This window comes from Mesorhizobium sp. WSM4829 (genome assembly GCF_055811475.1).
In genome coordinates, this window is sequence record NZ_JBVVQJ010000009.1 from 179,554 (window position 1) to 195,784 (window position 16,231).

Below are 16,231 nucleotides of genomic sequence, written 5' to 3' on the forward strand. Positions count from 1 at the left end.
GGCCGGTCAACCCAAGCCCGTCAAAATCTGGGGCCAGTCAAACCTGAGCCCGTAAAAAACTTGGCCTGTCAAAACCTTGGCCTGCCAAACCTGGGGGGCCTGTCAAACCTGGGCCGACGCGACCGCACCGAAATGCACGTCGCCGGCGGCGATCGTCAGAACCGAACCCTCATCGTCGCGGATCACGAAACGGCAGTCCTCGTCAATGGTCTCGAACGTGCCGCGCACCACATTACCGTCAATTCTGACAGCAACCTGCCCGCCAAGCCCTGCCGCCCGCGCCAGCCAGCGCCGCCTGACGGCGGCCAGCCCGCGCCCATCGTTCCACAGCCGCGCATTCTCGCTCCAGGCATCCGACAGTGCCAGAAACAATGTCTCGGCATCGCAAGCAGCGCCCAGCGCGCCAAGCGATGTCGCGGGATAAGGCAAATCCTTGGGGTATGCCACCACATTGACACCGATGCCGACCGCCACCGCAAAGCGATCGCCTTCGAGTATCGCCGATTCCAGCAGGATGCCGGCAAGCTTGGCGCCGGAGGCGAGCACATCGTTCGGCCATTTCAACTCGAAACGGTTTTTTCCATCGCTGCCGCCGTCGAGGCCGATTGCGATCCTGCCCTTCGGCACGACGGCGTCGAGCGCATCGGCCAGCGCCAGCCCGGCGACGAAGCCGAGCGTCGCGGCCAGGCGAAGCTCGGCATTGGTGACCACCAGCAGCGTCGCCGCCAGATTGCCCTCGGGCGTCGCCCAGACCCGGCCGCGCCGGCCACGCCCGCTTTCCTGTTTTTTTGAAACGACCCAGAGCTTGCCCGGATCTCCCGCCCGCGCACGGTCGAGCGCCAGCGCATTGGTGGAACCGACCGTGTCATGAGCCTCGAGCCGGAACCCTTCCGAGGCCGCTGTTGGAGCCAGCCGAAATGCCATCCCGTCAGAAGAATGTCTTGGCGGCGGCTTCGGCATAGGTGCCGATCGGCCCGCCGATCAGCACGTAGAACAGCACGAAGGCGCCGCAGACGCCAAGCACGATGCGAAGCTCGGTCGCCATCGGCACGAAGCCGCCGACCGGTTCGTCGAACCACATGATCTTGATGATCCGCAGATAATAATAGGCGCCCACCACCGAGGCCAGCACGCCGATGATCGCCAGCGCGTAGAGGTTGGCGTTGATGGCGGCAAGGAACACGTACCACTTCCCCCAGAAGCCGGCGAGCGGCGGAATGCCGGCCAGCGAGAACATCAGGATGGTCAGGATCGTCGCCATGATCGGATTGGTCGACGACAGCCCGGCGAGATCGCTGATCTGTTCGACATTGCCTTCCTTGCGCCGCATGGCGAGGATGAAGGCGAAGGTGCCGAGCGTCATCACCAGATAGATCAGCATGTAGATGGCGACGCCGCGCACGCCGGCCTGGCTGTTGGCGGCGAGGCCGACCAGAGCGTAGCCCATATGGCCGATCGAGGAATAGGCCATCAGCCGCTTGATGTTGGTCTGGCCGATAGCCGCAAAGGCGCCGAGCAGCATCGAGGCGATCGAGATGAAGACGATGATCTGCTGCCAGTCGGCGGCGATCGGCTGGAAGGCGTCCATGGTGACGCGCACGATCAGCGCCATCGCCGCCATCTTCGGCGCCGCCGCGAGGAAGGCCGTCACCGGCGTCGGCGCGCCTTCATAGACGTCGGGCGTCCACATGTGGAACGGCACCGCCGATATCTTGAAGGCAAGGCCGGCCAGTACGAAGACCAGGCCGAAGACCAGGCCAAGCTGCCGCTCGCCGCCGCCAAGTGCTGCGGCGATCTCCTGGAAGCCGGTGTTGCCGGTGTAGCCGTAGACGAGGCTGATGCCGTAGAGCAGCATGCCCGACGACAGCGCCCCAAGTACGAAGTACTTGAGTCCCGCCTCGGTCGAGCGCAGATTGTCCCGGTTGATCGCCGCCAGCACGTAGATTGCCAGCGACTGCAGTTCCAGGCCGAGATAAAGCCCGATCATGCCGTTGGCCGAGATCATCAGCATCATGCCGAGCGTGCACAGCAGGATCAGCACCGGATACTCGAACTTGTCGAAATGCTCCGCCTTGGCGAACCGCATCGACATGACCAGCGTCACCGCCGACCCGATCAGCGCCAGCACCTTCATGAAGCGGGCGAAGGGATCCTGGACGAAGGCTTCGCCGTAAGCGTTGCCCTGCCCGGTGGAAAAGATCGTCCAGACGCCGGCAACCACCAGGATGGCGACGGCAAGGCCGCTGACCGTGGTGGTGGTGTTGGCGCGCGAATAGGCGCCGAGCATCAGCAGCGCCAGGGCGCCGACGGCGAGGATCAGCTCTGGCGTCGACAGCGACAGGCTGGAGAGAAGGTCCGGCGTCATGGTTCGCAAACCTCTCGGGTCAGTTCGCCGCCGCGGTCTGCGCGGTGTCGATGGATGCGGTGACATTGGTGACGAGCGCCTTGACCGATGCGGCGGTCGCGTCGAAGACCGGCGCCGGGTAGACGCCGAAGAAGATGACCAGCACGGCCAGCGGGTAGATGATCACCTTCTCGCGCGTCGACAGGTCGAGCAGGCCTTTCAGGCTGTCCTTGGTCAGCGCGCCGAAGATCACCCGGCGATACAGCCACAGCGCATAGGCCGCCGACAGGATGACGCCGGTGGCGGCGAAGAACGCCACCCAGGTGTTGACCCGGAACACGCCGAGCATGGTCAGGAACTCGCCGACGAAGCCGCTGGTGCCGGGCAGGCCGACATTGGCCATGGTGAAGATCATGAACACGGTGGCGTATTTCGGCATGTTGTTGACCAGCCCGCCATAGGCGTCGATGTCGCGCGTGTGCATACGGTCGTAGATGACGCCGACGCAGAGGAACAGTGCGCCGGAGACCAGGCCGTGCGACAGCATCTGGAAGATCGCCCCCTGGACGCCTTCCTGGTTCATCGCGAAGATGCCCATGGTGACGAAGCCCATATGGGCGACCGACGAATAGGCGATCAGCTTCTTCATGTCCTCCTGCATCAACGCCACCAGCGAGGTGTAGATGATGGCGACGACGGACAGCGCGAAGACCAGCGGCGCAAACATCTCCGAGGCGATCGGAAACATCGGCAGGGAGAAGCGCAGGAAGCCATATCCGCCCATCTTCAGCAGGATGGCGGCCAGGATCACCGAACCGGCCGTCGGCGCCTCGACATGGGCGTCCGGCAGCCAGGTGTGCACCGGCCACATCGGCATCTTCACGGCGAAGGAGGCGAAGAAGGCGAGCCATAGCCAGGTCTGCATGGAGGCCGGGAAGTTGTGCGTCAGCAGGGTCGGGATGTCGGTGGTGCCGGACTGGAAGAACATCGCCATGATGGCGAGCAGCATCAGCACCGAGCCGGCCAGCGTGTAGAGGAAGAACTTGAACGAGGCGTAGACGCGCCGCTTGCCGCCCCACACGCCGATGATGATGAACATCGGGATCAGGCCGGCTTCGAAGAAGACGTAGAACAAGACGATGTCGAGCGCGCAGAACACGCCGATCATCAGCGTCTCCAGCAGCAGGAAGGCGATCATGTAGGCCTTGACGCGCTTCTCGATCGATTCCCACGAAGCCAGGATGCAGAGCGGCATCAGGAAGGTGGTCAGGATGACGAACAGCATGGAGATACCGTCGACGCCCATATGGTAGGAGATGCCGGAATCCAGCCAGGCAAACTTCTCGACGAACTGGAAGCCGGGCTCCGCATTGTCGAAGCCGGTCCAGATGAACAGCGAGATGATGAAGGTGATACCAGTCGTCCACAACGCGATGGCGCGGATGTTGCGGCGGGCATTCTCGCTGTCGTCATTGATCAGCAGAATGGACAGCACACCAACCAGCGGCAGGAAGGTGACCAGCGAGAGGATCGGCCAGGCGGTCATCAGAGCATCATCCAGGTGACGAATGCGGCAACGCCGATCAGCATGGCGAAGGCATAGTGATAGAGGTAGCCGGTCTGCAGTTTGACGACCCGGTTGGTGACGTCGACGACGCGCGCCGAAACCCCGTCAGGACCAAGTCCGTCGATCACGGTGCCGTCGCCGGTCTTCCACAGGAAGTGGCCGAGGCGTTTTGCCGGCCGCACGAACAGGAAGTCGAAGAGCTCGTCGAAATACCACTTGTTGAGCAGGAAGGCGTAGAGCCCGCGATGCTGCGCCGCCAGGTTTTTCGGCATCTCCGGCGCGCGGATGTAGAATTGCCAGGCAATCGCAAAGCCGATCAGCATGGCGACGAACGGCGACAGCTTCACCCAAAACGGCACTTCGTGGATGTCGTGCAGGATGTGGTTCTCCGGCAGCGTGAACAGCGACGCCTTCCAGAACTCGGCATAGCCCTCACCGATGAAGGCGCCATGGAAGATCACGCCGGCGAACAGCGCGCCCGCCGCCAGGATGTACAGCGGCACCAGCATGACCGGCGGCGATTCATGGACGTGGTGCATGACGTCGTGGCTCGCCCGCGGCTGGCCGTGGAAGGTCATGAAGATCAAGCGCCAGGAATAGAAGCTGGTGAAGCAGGCGGCGACGACCAGCAGCACGAAGGCAAGGCCGGCGACCGGATTGTGCGCGGCAAAGGCGCTTTCGATGATCGCGTCCTTGGAGAAGAAGCCGGCGGTGCCGATGACCGTCACCGGAATGCCGACGCCGGTCAGCGCCAGCGTGCCGATCACCATCATCCAGTAGGTCTTCGGAATGAGCGTCCTGAGGCCGCCCATCCTGCGCATGTCCTGTTCATCGGAGACGGCGTGGATCACCGAGCCGGAGCCAAGGAACAGCAGCGCCTTGAAGAAGGCATGCGTGAACAGATGGAAGATCGCCGCGCCATAGGCGCCGACGCCGAGCGCCACGAACATGTAGCCGAGCTGCGAGCAGGTCGAATAGGCGATGACGCGCTTGATGTCGTTCTGGACAAGGCCGACGGTCGCCGCGAAGAAGGCGGTGAAGGCGCCGATGAAGGTGACCACGATCAGCGCCGAATGCGACAGTTCGAACAGCGGCGACAGCCGCGCCAGCATGAACACGCCGGCCGTCACCATAGTGGCGGCATGGATGAGCGCCGAGACCGGCGTCGGGCCCTCCATGGCGTCCGGCAACCAGGTGTGCAGCGGCACCTGGGCCGACTTGCCCATGGCGCCCATGAACAGCAAGAGACAGACGACGGTCATCGCAGCCTGCTTGTCGAGCGCATAGCCGAGGAAGGTCAGCACGGCAGCGCCCTCGGGGGCGCCTTCGGCCGGAATGAACGTCGCCGCATTGGCGAAGATGGTGCCGAGATTGACCGAGCCGAACAGCACGAACACGCCGAAGATGCCGAGCGCGAAACCGAAATCGCCGACGCGGTTGACGACGAAGGCCTTGATCGCGGCGGCATTGGCCGACGGTTTCTTGTACCAGAAGCCGATCAGCAGATAGGAGGCGAGGCCGACGCCTTCCCAGCCGAAGAACATCTGCACGAGGTTGTCGGCCGTCACCAGCATCAGCATGGCGAAGGTGAACAGCGACAGATAGGCGAAGAAGCGCGGCCGGTTCGGGTCGTGATGCATGTAGCCGATCGAGTAGATGTGGACCAGCGCCGACACCGTGTTGACGACGACCAGCATCACCACCGTCAGCGTGTCGATGCGCAGCGCCCATGCGGCCTCCAGCCCGCCCGACTGGATCCAGCGCAGCACCGGCACGGTGAACACCTCGCCCTCGCCGAAACCGACGGCGAAGAAGGCGACCCACGACAGCACGGCTGATATCACCAGGAAACCGGAGGTGATGTACTCGGACGCCTTGGCGCCGAGCGACGTGCCGAACAGGCCGACGATCAGGAAGCCGAGCAGAGGAAGGAAGACGATGGCCTGATACATGGTGGTTTCCGTCAACCCTTCATCATGTTCACGTCTTCGACCGCGATCGAGCCGCGGTTGCGGAAGAAGACGACGAGAATGGCGAGGCCGATCGCCGCTTCAGCAGCTGCGACCGTCAGCACGAACAGCGCGAACACCTGTCCGACGAGATCGCCGAGCGCTGCCGAGAAGGCGACGAAATTGATGTTGACCGCAAGCAGGATCAGCTCGATCGACATCAGGATGACGATGATGTTTCTGCGGTTGAGAAAAATGCCGAACACGCCGAGCGTGAACAGGATAGCCGATACGGTCAGATAATGTGCGATGCCAACGACCATCTCAGATTCCTTCGCCCGTCTTGACCTTGCGGATTTCCATTCCCGTCGCCGGCGTGCGGCCGACCTGGGCGGCGATCGACTGCCGCTTGATGCCCGGCTTGTGGCGCAGCGTCAGCACGATGGCGCCGATCATGGCGACCAGCAGCACAAGGCCGGCAATCTGGAAATAGTAGAGATAGTCGGTGTAGAGGATGTCGCCGAGCGCTGCCGTGTTCGAGCGCGCGGCAAGGTCCGGAGTGGGTTTTGCAACCGTTGCCGCCAGTTGCGGCGCGAATGTATAGCCGCCGAGCACGACGATCAGCTCAGCCGCCAGGATCAGCCCGACCAGCGCGCCGATCGGTGCGTATTGCAGGGCGCCTTCCTTCATCTCGGCGAAATCCACGTCGAGCATCATGACGACGAACAGGAACAGCACCATGACCGCGCCGACATAGACGACGAGCAGGATCATCGCCAGGAATTCGGCGCCGGTCAGCATGAACAGGCCCGCGGCATTGAAGAAGGTCAGGATCAGGAACAGCACCGAATGCACGGGATTGCGCGCCGAAATGACCATGAACGCCGACGCCACCGCGACAAAGGCGAAGAGGTAGAAAAAGGCCGCCTCTAATCCATTCAGCATGGGTTCCCCCGGGTTCCTGTCCGAACAGGACGTTCGTCCTGTTCGATGTGTGGCTTGGTCCGCCTCCGGTGCCGAAGCCGCGTGTTCCTTAGACGAGGCCCTTCGCCTCGTCCATGCGTCAAATGTCAGCGGTACGGCGCATCCAGCGAGATGTTGCGCGCCAGTTCGCGCTCCCAGCGGTCGCCATTGGCCAAGAGCTTGTCCTTGTCGTAATAAAGTTCCTCGCGCGTCTCGGTCGCGAACTCGAAGTTCGGCCCCTCGACGATGGCGTCGACTGGGCAGGCCTCCTGGCAGAAGCCGCAATAGATGCACTTCACCATATCGATGTCGTAGCGCACCGTGCGGCGGGTGCCGTCGTTGCGGCGCGGGCCGGCCTCGATGGTGATCGCCTGCGCCGGGCAGATCGCCTCGCACAATTTGCAGGCGATGCAGCGTTCCTCGCCGTTCGGATAGCGGCGCAGCGCATGCTCGCCGCGAAAGCGCGGGCTGATCGGCCCCTTCTCGTGCGGGTAGTTGATCGTCTCCTTCGGCGCGAAGAACTGGCGCATCGACAGGAAGAAGGCGCTGACGAAATCCTGCAGCAGCAGGGATTTTGCGGCTTGGGCTAGCGGGCTCATTCAGCACCCCCAAAAATCTGTACTGCAGCGACTGCGCCGACAAATCCGAAAATGACAGGCATCAGGAAACGGTACACAAGCCTCGTAAGCGACGCCAACATCTGCTTATCCCAGCCAAGCACCGGCGCTCGGTAGTTTGCTGCCAACCTTTGGTCCTGTTGTCGCAAAACGTAGGGCAGCACAACGGCGTTGCCAAAGAGCGCAAAAAGCACGCCGACAGCTGCACCTAGAAAACCAGCGGTCAGACTGCCCATCACGCAAACCCCGTGATCTTGAGGAACGCGGCGACAATGACCACCATCGCCAGCGAGATCGGCAGGAAGACCTTCCAGCCGAGCCGCATCAGCTGGTCGTAGCGGTAGCGCGGCACGAAGGCCTTCACCATCGAGATCATGAAAAACACCAGGCAGACCTTGAGCACGAACCAAATCAGACCCGGCACCCAGGTGAAGGGAGCGAAATCGAAGGGCGGCAGCCAGCCGCCGAGAAACAGGATGGTGGCCAGCGCGCACATCAGCACGATGGCGACATACTCGCCGAGGAAGAACAGCAGGAACGGCGTCGACGAATATTCGACCATATGGCCGGCGACGAGTTCCGATTCGGCTTCCACCAGGTCGAAAGGCGGGCGGTTGGTTTCGGCCAGCGCCGAGATGAAGAAGATGACGAACATCGGGAACAGCGACAGCCAATGCCAGTCGAGGAAGGTGTTGGGCAGGCCAACCCTTGTGCCCAGCCCGTCCTGCTGCGACAGCACGATGTCGGACAGGTTGAGCGAGCCGACGCAAAGCAGCACGGTGACGATGACGAAACCGATCGAGACCTCGTAGGACACCATCTGCGCCGCCGAGCGCAGCGCGCCGAGGAACGGATATTTCGAGTTGGACGCCCAGCCGCCCATGATCACGCCATAGACCTCGAGCGAGGAGATGGCGAAGACATAGAGGATGCCGACATTGACGTTGGCGATCGCCCAGCCCTCATTGACCGGGATCACCGCCCAGGCCGAGATCGCCAGAACCGCCGAAACCAAGGGCGCCAGCAGAAAAACGCCCTTGTTGGCGCCGGACGGAATCACCGGCTCCTTGAACACGAACTTCAGAAGGTCGGCGAAAGCCTGCAGCGTGCCCCATGGGCCGACGACGTTCGGGCCGCGGCGCAGCTGCACCGCCGCCCAGATCTTGCGGTCCGCGTACAGGATGTAGGCGACGAAGATCAACAGCACGACGATCAGCACGACCGACTTCAGCAGGATGAGAAGCGCCGGCAGCACGTAGAAGGAGAAGAAGGTGTCCATGCTATTCCGCCGCCTGCCTAAAACCGTTCTTCGCCAGCGCCGAGCACTCCGCCATCACTGCGGAAGCCCGCGCGATCGGGTTGGTCAGATAAAAATCCTTGACCGGCGAGGTGAAGGCGTCCTTGCCCAGCCGCCCGCCGAGCTTCGCCACCTCAGCGATATCGTCGGCATTGCCGGCCGCGACCTGGTCGATGCGGGCAAGATGCGGGTATTCGCCATAGAGCTTTGCGCGCAGCTGCGGCAGCGAATCGAACGACAATCTCTTGCCCAGCACATCCGACAGCGCCCGCAGGATCGCCCAGTCCTCGCGCGCATCGCCCGGCGCGAAGCCGGCGCGGTTGGTCTGCTGCACCCGGCCCTCGGTGTTGACGTAGGTGCCCGATTTTTCGGTATAGGCGGCGCCCGGCAGGATGACGTCGGCGCGGTGCGCGCCGTGGTCGCCATGCGTGCCGATATAGACGACGAAGGCGCCGCCGGTGCTGGCCATGTCGATCTCGTCGGCGCCGAGCAGGAACAAAACGTCCATCTCGCCCAGCATGCCGGCGACGTTCTTGCCACCCTCGCCCGGCACGAAGCCGACATCGAGACCGCCGACACGCGCCGCCGCAGTGTGCAGCACGGCAAAGCCGTTCCAGTCGGCTCTCGCAGCATTAACGGCCAGGCTGAGCTTCGCCGCCTGGCCGAGCACGGCCACGCCGTCGGGGCGCGACAGCGCGCCCTGACCGACGATGATCAACGGATGAGTCGCATTCTTCAGCACCTCAAAAAATTTGCCGTTGCCGTCGGTCAAATCCCTGAGCGATTCCGTTCCGGCGCCGAGCTGCTCATAGTCGTAGCGCGTATCGCCGACATCGCCGATGACGCCGACCGGCAGGTTGCCGAGCCGCCAGCGCTTGCGGATGCGGGCGTTGAGCAAGGAAGCCTCGAAGCGCGGATTGGCGCCGATGATCAGCACCGCGTCGGCCTGCTCGATGCCCTCGATGGTCGGGTTGAAGAGATAACTTGCCCGGCCGAGCGACGGATCGAGCGCGGCGCCGTCCTGGCGGCAGTCGGTGTTCTTCGAGCCGAGCGAGGCCATCAGCAGCTTCAGCGCATAGATCTCCTCGACGGCGGCGAGATCGCCTGATATGGCGCCGATCTTGTCGGGCGCAGTGCTCGACACCGCTTCCTTGATCGCGGAAAAAGCCTCGGCCCAGCTTGCCGGGGCCAGCTTGCCGTTCTTGCGGACATATGGCCGGTCGAGGCGCTGGGTGCGCAGACCGTCCCAGATGAAGCGGGTCTTGTCGGAAATCCACTCCTCGTTCACCGCCTCGTTGGTGCGCGGCAGGATGCGCATCACCTCGCGGCCTCTGCTATCGACGCGGATCGCCGAGCCGACGGCATCCATGACATCGATGGATTCGGTCTTGGTCAGTTCCCACGGCCGCGCCTGGAAGGCGTAGGGTTTTGAGGTCAGCGCACCGACCGGGCAAAGATCGATGACGTTGCCCTGTAGTTCCGATGTCATCGCGCTTTCGAGATAGGTGGTGATTTCGGCGTCCTCACCGCGGCCGATCAGGCCGAGCTCGGAAATGCCGGCAATTTCGGTGGTGAAGCGGACGCAGCGCGTGCAATGGATGCAGCGGTTCATGATCGTCTTGACAAGCGGCCCGATATACTTGTCTTCGACCGCCCGCTTGTTCTCGTGATAGCGCGAGGAATCGACGCCGAACGCCATCGCCTGGTCCTGCAGGTCGCACTCGCCGCCCTGGTCGCAGATCGGGCAGTCGAGCGGATGGTTGATCAGCAGGAATTCCATCACGCCTTCCCGGGCCTTCTTGACCATCGGCGTATTGGTGAAAATTTCCGGCGTTTCGCCATTTGGTCCCGGACGCAGATCGCGCACGCCCATGGCGCAGGACGCCTGCGGCTTGGGCGGCCCGCCCTTCACCTCGATCAGGCACATGCGGCAATTGCCGGCGATCGACAGCCGCTCATGGAAGCAGAAGCGCGGCACTTCGGCGCCGGCGTCCTCGGCTGCCTGCAGCAGCGTGTAGTGGTCGGGTACAGTAATCTCTTTCCCGTCGACCTTGAGCTTTGCCATGTCGTCTCAAACCCCTGCGGACATTCCGCAATCTTTCTTTCCGGGCGCAGCCGAAACCGCGCCCGGCATTGAATTCAATGTCTGGCCGCAGCCAGCGCCGCCGCCTGGCCAAGCCAGTTGTCGCGACCGATGCGGCCCTTGAACGACAGATAATCGTCGACCCAGGCGATCTCTTCCGGCGTCCATGTCGCGATCTGGCCGTAGGTCCAGATGCCCAAGCCGTTCAGCACCTGTTCCAGCTTCGGCCCGATGCCCGATATTGCCTTGAGGTCTGCCGGGTTTTCCGGACGATCCATTGCCTTGGGCTGCTTGAAATCCTCCGGCATCAACCCGGCCGGTGCGGCAGCCGCATCCACCACGCTGCGTGCATCATCCATGCTGTTCGCGGCTATGTCATTCACGTTCCTGGCGAAGGACTGCGCCTCGGCGATCAAGGTTTTCGTCGCCGCGCGCGCCTTGGTCGAGGAGTTTGTCCCTGTCTGCGAAAAGCGTTCTACCCTGGCATCGAAATCGTCGACGATCGGCTGGAAGAGCCGCTGCGAGGCCTCGGCGGCGCCCGAGAGCACGCCCATCCACAACCCAAAGGCATGATTGGCAAGCCCGATGCCGAGCGCCGACATCGCTGCCGCACCCGCGACAGGGTGCGCCAGGAGATTGACGGCGCTGGCCATCTCCTTCGGCATCATCCCGGTCAGGTCCTGGTTCATCTTCTCGAACGGGTCCAAATCTGGCATCAAATGTTCGGGTCTCGAATTCAGCGACATAGGTAGTCTCCTGGTCGTTTCTTCCGTATGCCCCGGCCTGTTTCCTCAGATCGGGCTCTTGCCCGTACTTCAGATCGGGCATTCGCCCGTATCTCAGATCGGGCACCTGCCCGCATTCCAATCGGGCAATCGCCCGCTTCAAATTCTTCTCTATTCCGCCGCCACCATCACCGGTTCTGCCCGGTGCGCATTGCGCGAAAACTCGTCGATACGCCGCTCCACCTCGCCGCGGAAATGCCGCATCAGGCCCTGGATCGGCCACGCCGCCGCATCGCCCAGCGCGCAGATCGTGTGGCCTTCGACCTGTTTGGTCACGTCGAGCAGCATGTCGATCTCGCGCTTCTGCGCCTCGCCGCGCACCAGCCGCTCCATCACCCGCCACATCCAGCCGGTGCCTTCGCGGCACGGTGTGCACTGGCCGCAGCTCTCGTGCTTGTAGAAGTAGGAAAGCCGGGCGATCGCCTTCACGATATCGGTCGATTTGTCCATGACGATGACAGCCGCCGTGCCGAGACCCGATTTCAGGTCGCGCAGCGCATCGAAATCCATCGGCGCGTCGATGATCTGCTCCGCCGGCACCAGCGGCACCGAGGCCCCGCCCGGAATGACCGCCAGCAGATTGTCCCAGCCGCCGCGAATGCCGCCGCAATGCGTCTCGATCAGCTCGCGGAACGGGATCGACATCGCCTCTTCGACGGTGCACGGCGTGTTGACGTGGCCCGAAACGCAGAACAGCTTGGTGCCGACATTGTTGGGCCGGCCAATGGACGAGAACCAGGCAGCGCCACGCCGCAGAATGGTCGGCGCCACGGCGATCGACTCGACATTATTGACCGTCGTCGGGCAGCCATAGAGGCCGACATTGGCCGGAAACGGCGGCTTCAGCCGCGGCTGGCCCTTCTTGCCTTCGAGGCTTTCGAGCAGCGCCGTTTCCTCGCCGCAGATATAGGCGCCGGCGCCATGATGCATGTAGATGTCGAAATCGAAGCCGGACGTGTTGTTCTTGCCGATCAGCTTGGCCGCATAGGCCTCGTCGATGGCGCGCTGCAGCGCCTCGCGCTCGCGGATGAACTCGCCGCGCACATAGATGTAGGCGGCGATCGCGCCCATGGCGAAGCCGGCGATCAGGCAGCCTTCGACCAGCGTGTGCGGGTCATGGCGCAAAATGTCGCGGTCCTTGCAGGTGCCGGGCTCGGATTCGTCGGCGTTGACGACGAGATAGCTCGGCCGGCCGTCGCTCTGCTTGGGCATGAACGACCATTTCAGCCCGGTCGGGAAGCCGGCGCCGCCGCGGCCGCGCAGGCCTGATGCCTTCATCTCGTTGACGATCCAGTCGCGCCCCTTGGCGATGATGCCGGGCGTGTTGTCCCAGGCGCCGCGCGCCATCGCACCGGCCAGCGACTTGTCAAAGCGGCCGTAGATGTTGTTGAAGATGCGGTCTCTGTCCTGAAGCATTGTTCGTCCCTCAGACCGGTTTCTTGCCGAAAACGCGGATATATTCGGCGACCCCGCCCTTGGCCAGCGCCTTGGCCTGCTTGACCCAGTCTTCGCGCTCGATACGGCCGTGGAAACTGAGATAGCCATCGACCCACTCGCGCTCGGCCTTCTTCCAAGACGCGACTTGCGCGTAGGTGAAGATACCAAGCGAATGCAGGATGCCTTCGATCTTCGGGCCGACGCCCGAGATCAGCTTGAGATCGTCGACCAGTGCCGGCCTCGCGATGCCGGCCGGACGGTTCTTGTCCTCGAGCGAAGGCTTGCCCGTCTTGGCATTGGTCGGCTTGGCATTGGTCGGCTTGGCATTGGTCGGCTTGGCACTGGTCGGCTTGGCATTGGTCGTCTTCGCGGCGGCCGTCTTGCCGGCAGCGCCGAGCTGTGTGCCCTTGGCTTCCGGCGCCTTGAAAGCAGCCGCCGGCTCAGCCTTGACTATCGGACCGCTGCGCTGTTTCAAAACCTTTTCGACTTCCGGCGCGGCCTTGTTGGCATTGGCCGCCGAATGCCGCGGTGCTCTGACGCTCGCCGCCTTTTCCGTCTCCGGTGCGACCTTGACCGGCGAAGGCGACTTTAGCACTGGGCTGGTTTCGGGCGCATCGGTCTTCGGCTTGCTGGCCTTCGACGGCGCAACGGGGCCGGCCGATGCCTGGGCCGGAGCCGCTGGCGCCGCGACAATTGCCGCTGGCGCGGGCTCCCTGGCGGCCTTGGCGGCTGCCTTGGCGTCCCTGTCGCGGGTCGTCTTCAGGATTGCCTTTTCGCTCTTCAGCGTCGTCAGGCCGGTGATCGGCTCGGAGGTGATGCGGCCGTTCTGCGGCCCAGGCGTCACCGAGGCGCCCTTGCCGGCATCGTAGAGGTCGATGATCTCGGCAAGCCGCTCCGGCGTCAGATCCTCGAACGTATCCTTGAAAATCATCACCATCGGCGCGTTGACGCAGGCGCCAAGGCATTCGACCTCTTCCCACGACAGCGTGCCCTTGTCGTTGGTGTGGAACTGGTCGTGATGGATTTTCGAGCGGCACAAATCCATCAGCGCTTCCGAGCCGCGAAGCATGCAGGGCGTGGTGCCGCAGACCTGGATATGCGCGCGGGTGCCGACCGGATTGAGCTGGTACTGGGTGTAGAAGGTCGCGACTTCGAGCCCTCTGATGTAGGGCATGCCGAGCATGTCGGAGATCGTCTCGATCGCCGCCTTGGTCACCCAGCCTTCCTGCTCCTGCGCCAGCATCAGCAAGGGGATGATCGCCGACTGCTCGCGGCCCTTCGGATATTTGTTGATCCATTGCTTCGCCGCTGCCGCATTCGCCCGGTTGAAGGCGAAGGCGGCTGGCTGGAGGCTGGCTTCTGCGAGACGGCGGACTGACATTTATCGATCGACCTCACCAAACACGATGTCGAGGGAGCCGAGAACGGCGGTGACGTCGGCCAGCATGTGGCCGCGGCACAAAAAGTCCATGGCCTGCAGATGCGCGAAGCCGGGCGCCCGCAGCTTGCAGCGATAGGGTTTGTTGGTGCCGTCCGAGACCAGATAGACGCCGAACTCACCCTTCGGGGCTTCGACCGCCGCATAGACCTCGCCGGCCGGCACGCGATAGCCCTCGGTGTAGAGCTTGAAATGATGGATCAGCGCCTCCATCGAGCGCTTCATCGCCGCGCGCTTCGGCGGCACCACCTTGCCGTCGAGGTTCGACACCGGCCCGCTGCCTTCCTTGCCGAGCAGCAGGTCGACGCACTGGCGCATAATCTTGGCCGACTGGCGCATCTCTTCCATGCGCACGAGATAACGGTCGTAGCAGTCGCCGTTCTTGCCGATCGGAATGTCGAAATCCATCTCGGCATAGCATTCATAGGGCTGCGACTTGCGCAGATCCCAGGCGACGCCGGATCCACGCACCATGACGCCCGAAAAACCCCAGGCCCAGGCATCGGCCAGCGAGACGATGCCGATGTCGACATTACGCTGCTTGAAGATGCGGTTGCCGGTGAGCAGTGCGTCCAGATCGTCGAGCGATTTCAGGAACGGGTCGATCCACGTGCCGATATCCTCGACCAGCTGCTGCGGCAGGTCCTGGTGGACGCCGCCCGGCCGGAAATAGGCTGCATGCATGCGCGAGCCGCTGGCCCGCTCGTAGAACACCATCAGTTTTTCGCGCTCGACAAAACCCCACAGCGGCGGCGTCAGCGCGCCGACATCCATCGCCTGCGTCGTCACATTGAGGATGTGCGACATGATGCGGCCGATCTCGCAATAGAGCACGCGGATCAATTGGCCGCGCTTCGGCACCTCGATGCCGAGCAGCCGCTCGGCGGCAAGCGCGAAGGCATGCTCCTGATTCATCGGCGCGCAATAGTCGAGCCGGTCGAGATAGGGCACGGCCTGCAGATAGGTCTTGGCTTCGATCAGCTTCTCGGTGCCGCGATGCAACAGTCCGATATGCGGATCGACGCGATCGACGACTTCGCCGTCCAACTCAAGAACAAGCCTCAAAACACCATGCGCTGCAGGGTGTTGAGGTCCAAAGTTGATGTTAAAATTGCGGACGGAGGTTTCAGCCATTCTGGCGTCTCAATTCGTCTTGGCTTTCTCGTCGCCCGGCAGAACGTAGTCCGTCCCTTCCCATGGCGAGAGAAAATCGAAATTGCGGAATTCCTGCTTCAATTCCACCGGCTCGTAGATGACACGCTTGGCTTCGTCGTCGTAGCGCACCTCGACGAAACCGGTCAGCGGGAAGTCCTTGCGCAGCGGATGGCCTTCGAAGCCGTAATCGGTCAGGATTCGCCTGAGATCGGGGTGGCCCGAGAACAGCACGCCGTAGAGATCGTAGGTTTCGCGCTCGAACCAGTCGGCGCCCGGAAACACACCGGTGATAGACGGCACCACCGTCTCCTCGTCGGCCTGCACCTTGATGCGGATGCGAATATTCTGCTTCGGCGACAGCAGGTGATAGACGACGTCGAAGCGCTTGGCCCGCGATGGATAATCGGCGCCGCAGACGTCGATGATCGAGATGAACTGGCATTTTGGATCGTCGCGCAGGAAGCTCACCACCTCGATCAGATCGTGCGGCTCGAGCGAGATCGTGAGTTCGCCATAGGCAAACACCGCTTCGCCGATCCGGCCGCTCAGCTTCTCGCCGAGATAGGTCGAGAGTTCATTCAGGCTCATCATCGCGC

At 63.0% G+C, this 16,231-nt stretch carries 15 protein-coding genes; all 15 read right to left on the reverse strand.

Features of this window, described 5'->3' with window-relative positions:
• Nucleotides 1-102: 102 nt before the first annotated feature.
• The 15 genes from AC0L17_RS11795 to AC0L17_RS11865 all read right to left on the reverse strand — a co-directional run bounded on the left by AC0L17_RS11795 (nucleotide 103) and on the right by AC0L17_RS11865 (nucleotide 16,226).
• On the reverse strand, nucleotides 103-924 hold the full coding sequence (locus tag AC0L17_RS11795; RefSeq protein WP_128173882.1) for a biotin--[acetyl-CoA-carboxylase] ligase: 822 nt from the start codon (nucleotides 922-924) through the stop codon (nucleotides 103-105).
• A gap of 4 nt (nucleotides 925-928) precedes the next feature.
• Nucleotides 929-2,365: an NADH-quinone oxidoreductase subunit NuoN gene (gene nuoN, locus AC0L17_RS11800; protein WP_473515946.1), complete on the reverse strand. Its 1,437-nt coding sequence runs from the start codon at nucleotides 2,363-2,365 to the stop codon at nucleotides 929-931.
• A 19-nt stretch (nucleotides 2,366-2,384) separates the two neighbouring features.
• The gene (locus tag AC0L17_RS11805) at nucleotides 2,385-3,890 is read right to left on the reverse strand and encodes an NADH-quinone oxidoreductase subunit M (RefSeq protein WP_473515947.1); all 1,506 of its coding nucleotides are present in this window, start codon (nucleotides 3,888-3,890) and stop codon (nucleotides 2,385-2,387) included.
• The gene (gene nuoL / locus AC0L17_RS11810; RefSeq protein ID WP_287214147.1) at nucleotides 3,890-5,863 is read right to left on the reverse strand and encodes an NADH-quinone oxidoreductase subunit L; all 1,974 of its coding nucleotides are present in this window, start codon (nucleotides 5,861-5,863) and stop codon (nucleotides 3,890-3,892) included. Before nuoL ends, AC0L17_RS11805 begins: the two co-directional genes overlap by 1 nt.
• Nucleotides 5,864-5,874: 11 nt before the next feature.
• Nucleotides 5,875-6,183 (reverse strand): NADH-quinone oxidoreductase subunit NuoK, encoded by a 309-nt coding sequence (nuoK, locus tag AC0L17_RS11815; RefSeq protein ID WP_023798863.1) that lies wholly within the window; start codon nucleotides 6,181-6,183, stop codon nucleotides 5,875-5,877.
• A 1-nt stretch (nucleotide 6,184) separates the two neighbouring features.
• Nucleotides 6,185-6,805: an NADH-quinone oxidoreductase subunit J gene (locus AC0L17_RS11820; RefSeq protein WP_023798862.1), complete on the reverse strand. Its 621-nt coding sequence runs from the start codon at nucleotides 6,803-6,805 to the stop codon at nucleotides 6,185-6,187.
• Nucleotides 6,806-6,930: 125 nt separating this feature from the next.
• Complete coding sequence (gene nuoI / locus AC0L17_RS11825) at nucleotides 6,931-7,422, reverse strand: NADH-quinone oxidoreductase subunit NuoI (RefSeq protein WP_473515948.1); 492 nt, start codon at nucleotides 7,420-7,422, stop codon at nucleotides 6,931-6,933.
• The gene (locus AC0L17_RS11830) at nucleotides 7,419-7,676 is read right to left on the reverse strand and encodes a hypothetical protein (RefSeq protein ID WP_473515949.1); all 258 of its coding nucleotides are present in this window, start codon (nucleotides 7,674-7,676) and stop codon (nucleotides 7,419-7,421) included. Before AC0L17_RS11830 ends, nuoI begins: the two co-directional genes overlap by 4 nt.
• Complete coding sequence (gene nuoH / locus AC0L17_RS11835) at nucleotides 7,676-8,719, reverse strand: NADH-quinone oxidoreductase subunit NuoH (RefSeq protein WP_023798860.1); 1,044 nt, start codon at nucleotides 8,717-8,719, stop codon at nucleotides 7,676-7,678. The genes AC0L17_RS11830 and nuoH overlap by 1 nt, the downstream gene beginning before the upstream one ends.
• Before the next feature lies 1 nt (nucleotide 8,720).
• Nucleotides 8,721-10,802: an NADH-quinone oxidoreductase subunit NuoG gene (gene nuoG / locus AC0L17_RS11840; RefSeq protein WP_473515950.1), complete on the reverse strand. Its 2,082-nt coding sequence runs from the start codon at nucleotides 10,800-10,802 to the stop codon at nucleotides 8,721-8,723.
• 74 nt (nucleotides 10,803-10,876) lie between these two features.
• On the reverse strand, nucleotides 10,877-11,566 hold the full coding sequence (locus tag AC0L17_RS11845) for an NADH-ubiquinone dehydrogenase (RefSeq protein WP_473515951.1): 690 nt from the start codon (nucleotides 11,564-11,566) through the stop codon (nucleotides 10,877-10,879).
• Between the two features lie 150 nt (nucleotides 11,567-11,716).
• Entirely contained in the window at nucleotides 11,717-13,021 is a 1,305-nt protein-coding gene (nuoF, locus tag AC0L17_RS11850; protein ID WP_473515952.1) for an NADH-quinone oxidoreductase subunit NuoF, read from the reverse strand.
• A 10-nt stretch (nucleotides 13,022-13,031) separates the two neighbouring features.
• Nucleotides 13,032-14,423, reverse strand: a complete 1,392-nt coding sequence (nuoE, locus tag AC0L17_RS11855) for an NADH-quinone oxidoreductase subunit NuoE (RefSeq protein WP_473515953.1) — start codon at nucleotides 14,421-14,423, stop codon at nucleotides 13,032-13,034.
• A complete protein-coding gene (locus tag AC0L17_RS11860; protein ID WP_027156090.1) occupies nucleotides 14,424-15,614 on the reverse strand; it encodes an NADH-quinone oxidoreductase subunit D in 1,191 nt (396 codons plus the stop codon).
• 9 nt (nucleotides 15,615-15,623) lie between these two features.
• Nucleotides 15,624-16,226, reverse strand: a complete 603-nt coding sequence (locus tag AC0L17_RS11865; RefSeq protein WP_473515954.1) for an NADH-quinone oxidoreductase subunit C — start codon at nucleotides 16,224-16,226, stop codon at nucleotides 15,624-15,626.
• Nucleotides 16,227-16,231 lie beyond the last annotated feature (5 nt).

Coding starts and splice junctions, on each gene's coding strand:
- AC0L17_RS11845 (WP_473515951.1), bottom strand. CDS start 11,566: ATGTCGCTGAATTCGAGACCCGAACATTTGATGCCAGATTTGGACCCG.
- nuoI (WP_473515948.1), bottom strand. CDS start 7,422: ATGAGCCCGCTAGCCCAAGCCGCAAAATCCCTGCTGCTGCAGGATTTC.
- nuoF (WP_473515952.1), bottom strand. CDS start 13,021: ATGCTTCAGGACAGAGACCGCATCTTCAACAACATCTACGGCCGCTTT.
- AC0L17_RS11820 (WP_023798862.1), bottom strand. CDS start 6,805: ATGCTGAATGGATTAGAGGCGGCCTTTTTCTACCTCTTCGCCTTTGTC.
- nuoG (WP_473515950.1), bottom strand. CDS start 10,802: ATGGCAAAGCTCAAGGTCGACGGGAAAGAGATTACTGTACCCGACCAC.
- AC0L17_RS11865 (WP_473515954.1), bottom strand. CDS start 16,226: ATGATGAGCCTGAATGAACTCTCGACCTATCTCGGCGAGAAGCTGAGC.
- nuoL (WP_287214147.1), bottom strand. CDS start 5,863: ATGTATCAGGCCATCGTCTTCCTTCCTCTGCTCGGCTTCCTGATCGTC.
- nuoK (WP_023798863.1), bottom strand. CDS start 6,183: ATGGTCGTTGGCATCGCACATTATCTGACCGTATCGGCTATCCTGTTC.
- AC0L17_RS11805 (WP_473515947.1), bottom strand. CDS start 3,890: ATGACCGCCTGGCCGATCCTCTCGCTGGTCACCTTCCTGCCGCTGGTT.
- nuoH (WP_023798860.1), bottom strand. CDS start 8,719: ATGGACACCTTCTTCTCCTTCTACGTGCTGCCGGCGCTTCTCATCCTG.
- AC0L17_RS11860 (WP_027156090.1), bottom strand. CDS start 15,614: ATGGCTGAAACCTCCGTCCGCAATTTTAACATCAACTTTGGACCTCAA.
- AC0L17_RS11830 (WP_473515949.1), bottom strand. CDS start 7,676: ATGGGCAGTCTGACCGCTGGTTTTCTAGGTGCAGCTGTCGGCGTGCTT.
- nuoN (WP_473515946.1), bottom strand. CDS start 2,365: ATGACGCCGGACCTTCTCTCCAGCCTGTCGCTGTCGACGCCAGAGCTG.
- AC0L17_RS11795 (WP_128173882.1), bottom strand. CDS start 924: ATGGCATTTCGGCTGGCTCCAACAGCGGCCTCGGAAGGGTTCCGGCTC.
- nuoE (WP_473515953.1), bottom strand. CDS start 14,423: ATGTCAGTCCGCCGTCTCGCAGAAGCCAGCCTCCAGCCAGCCGCCTTC.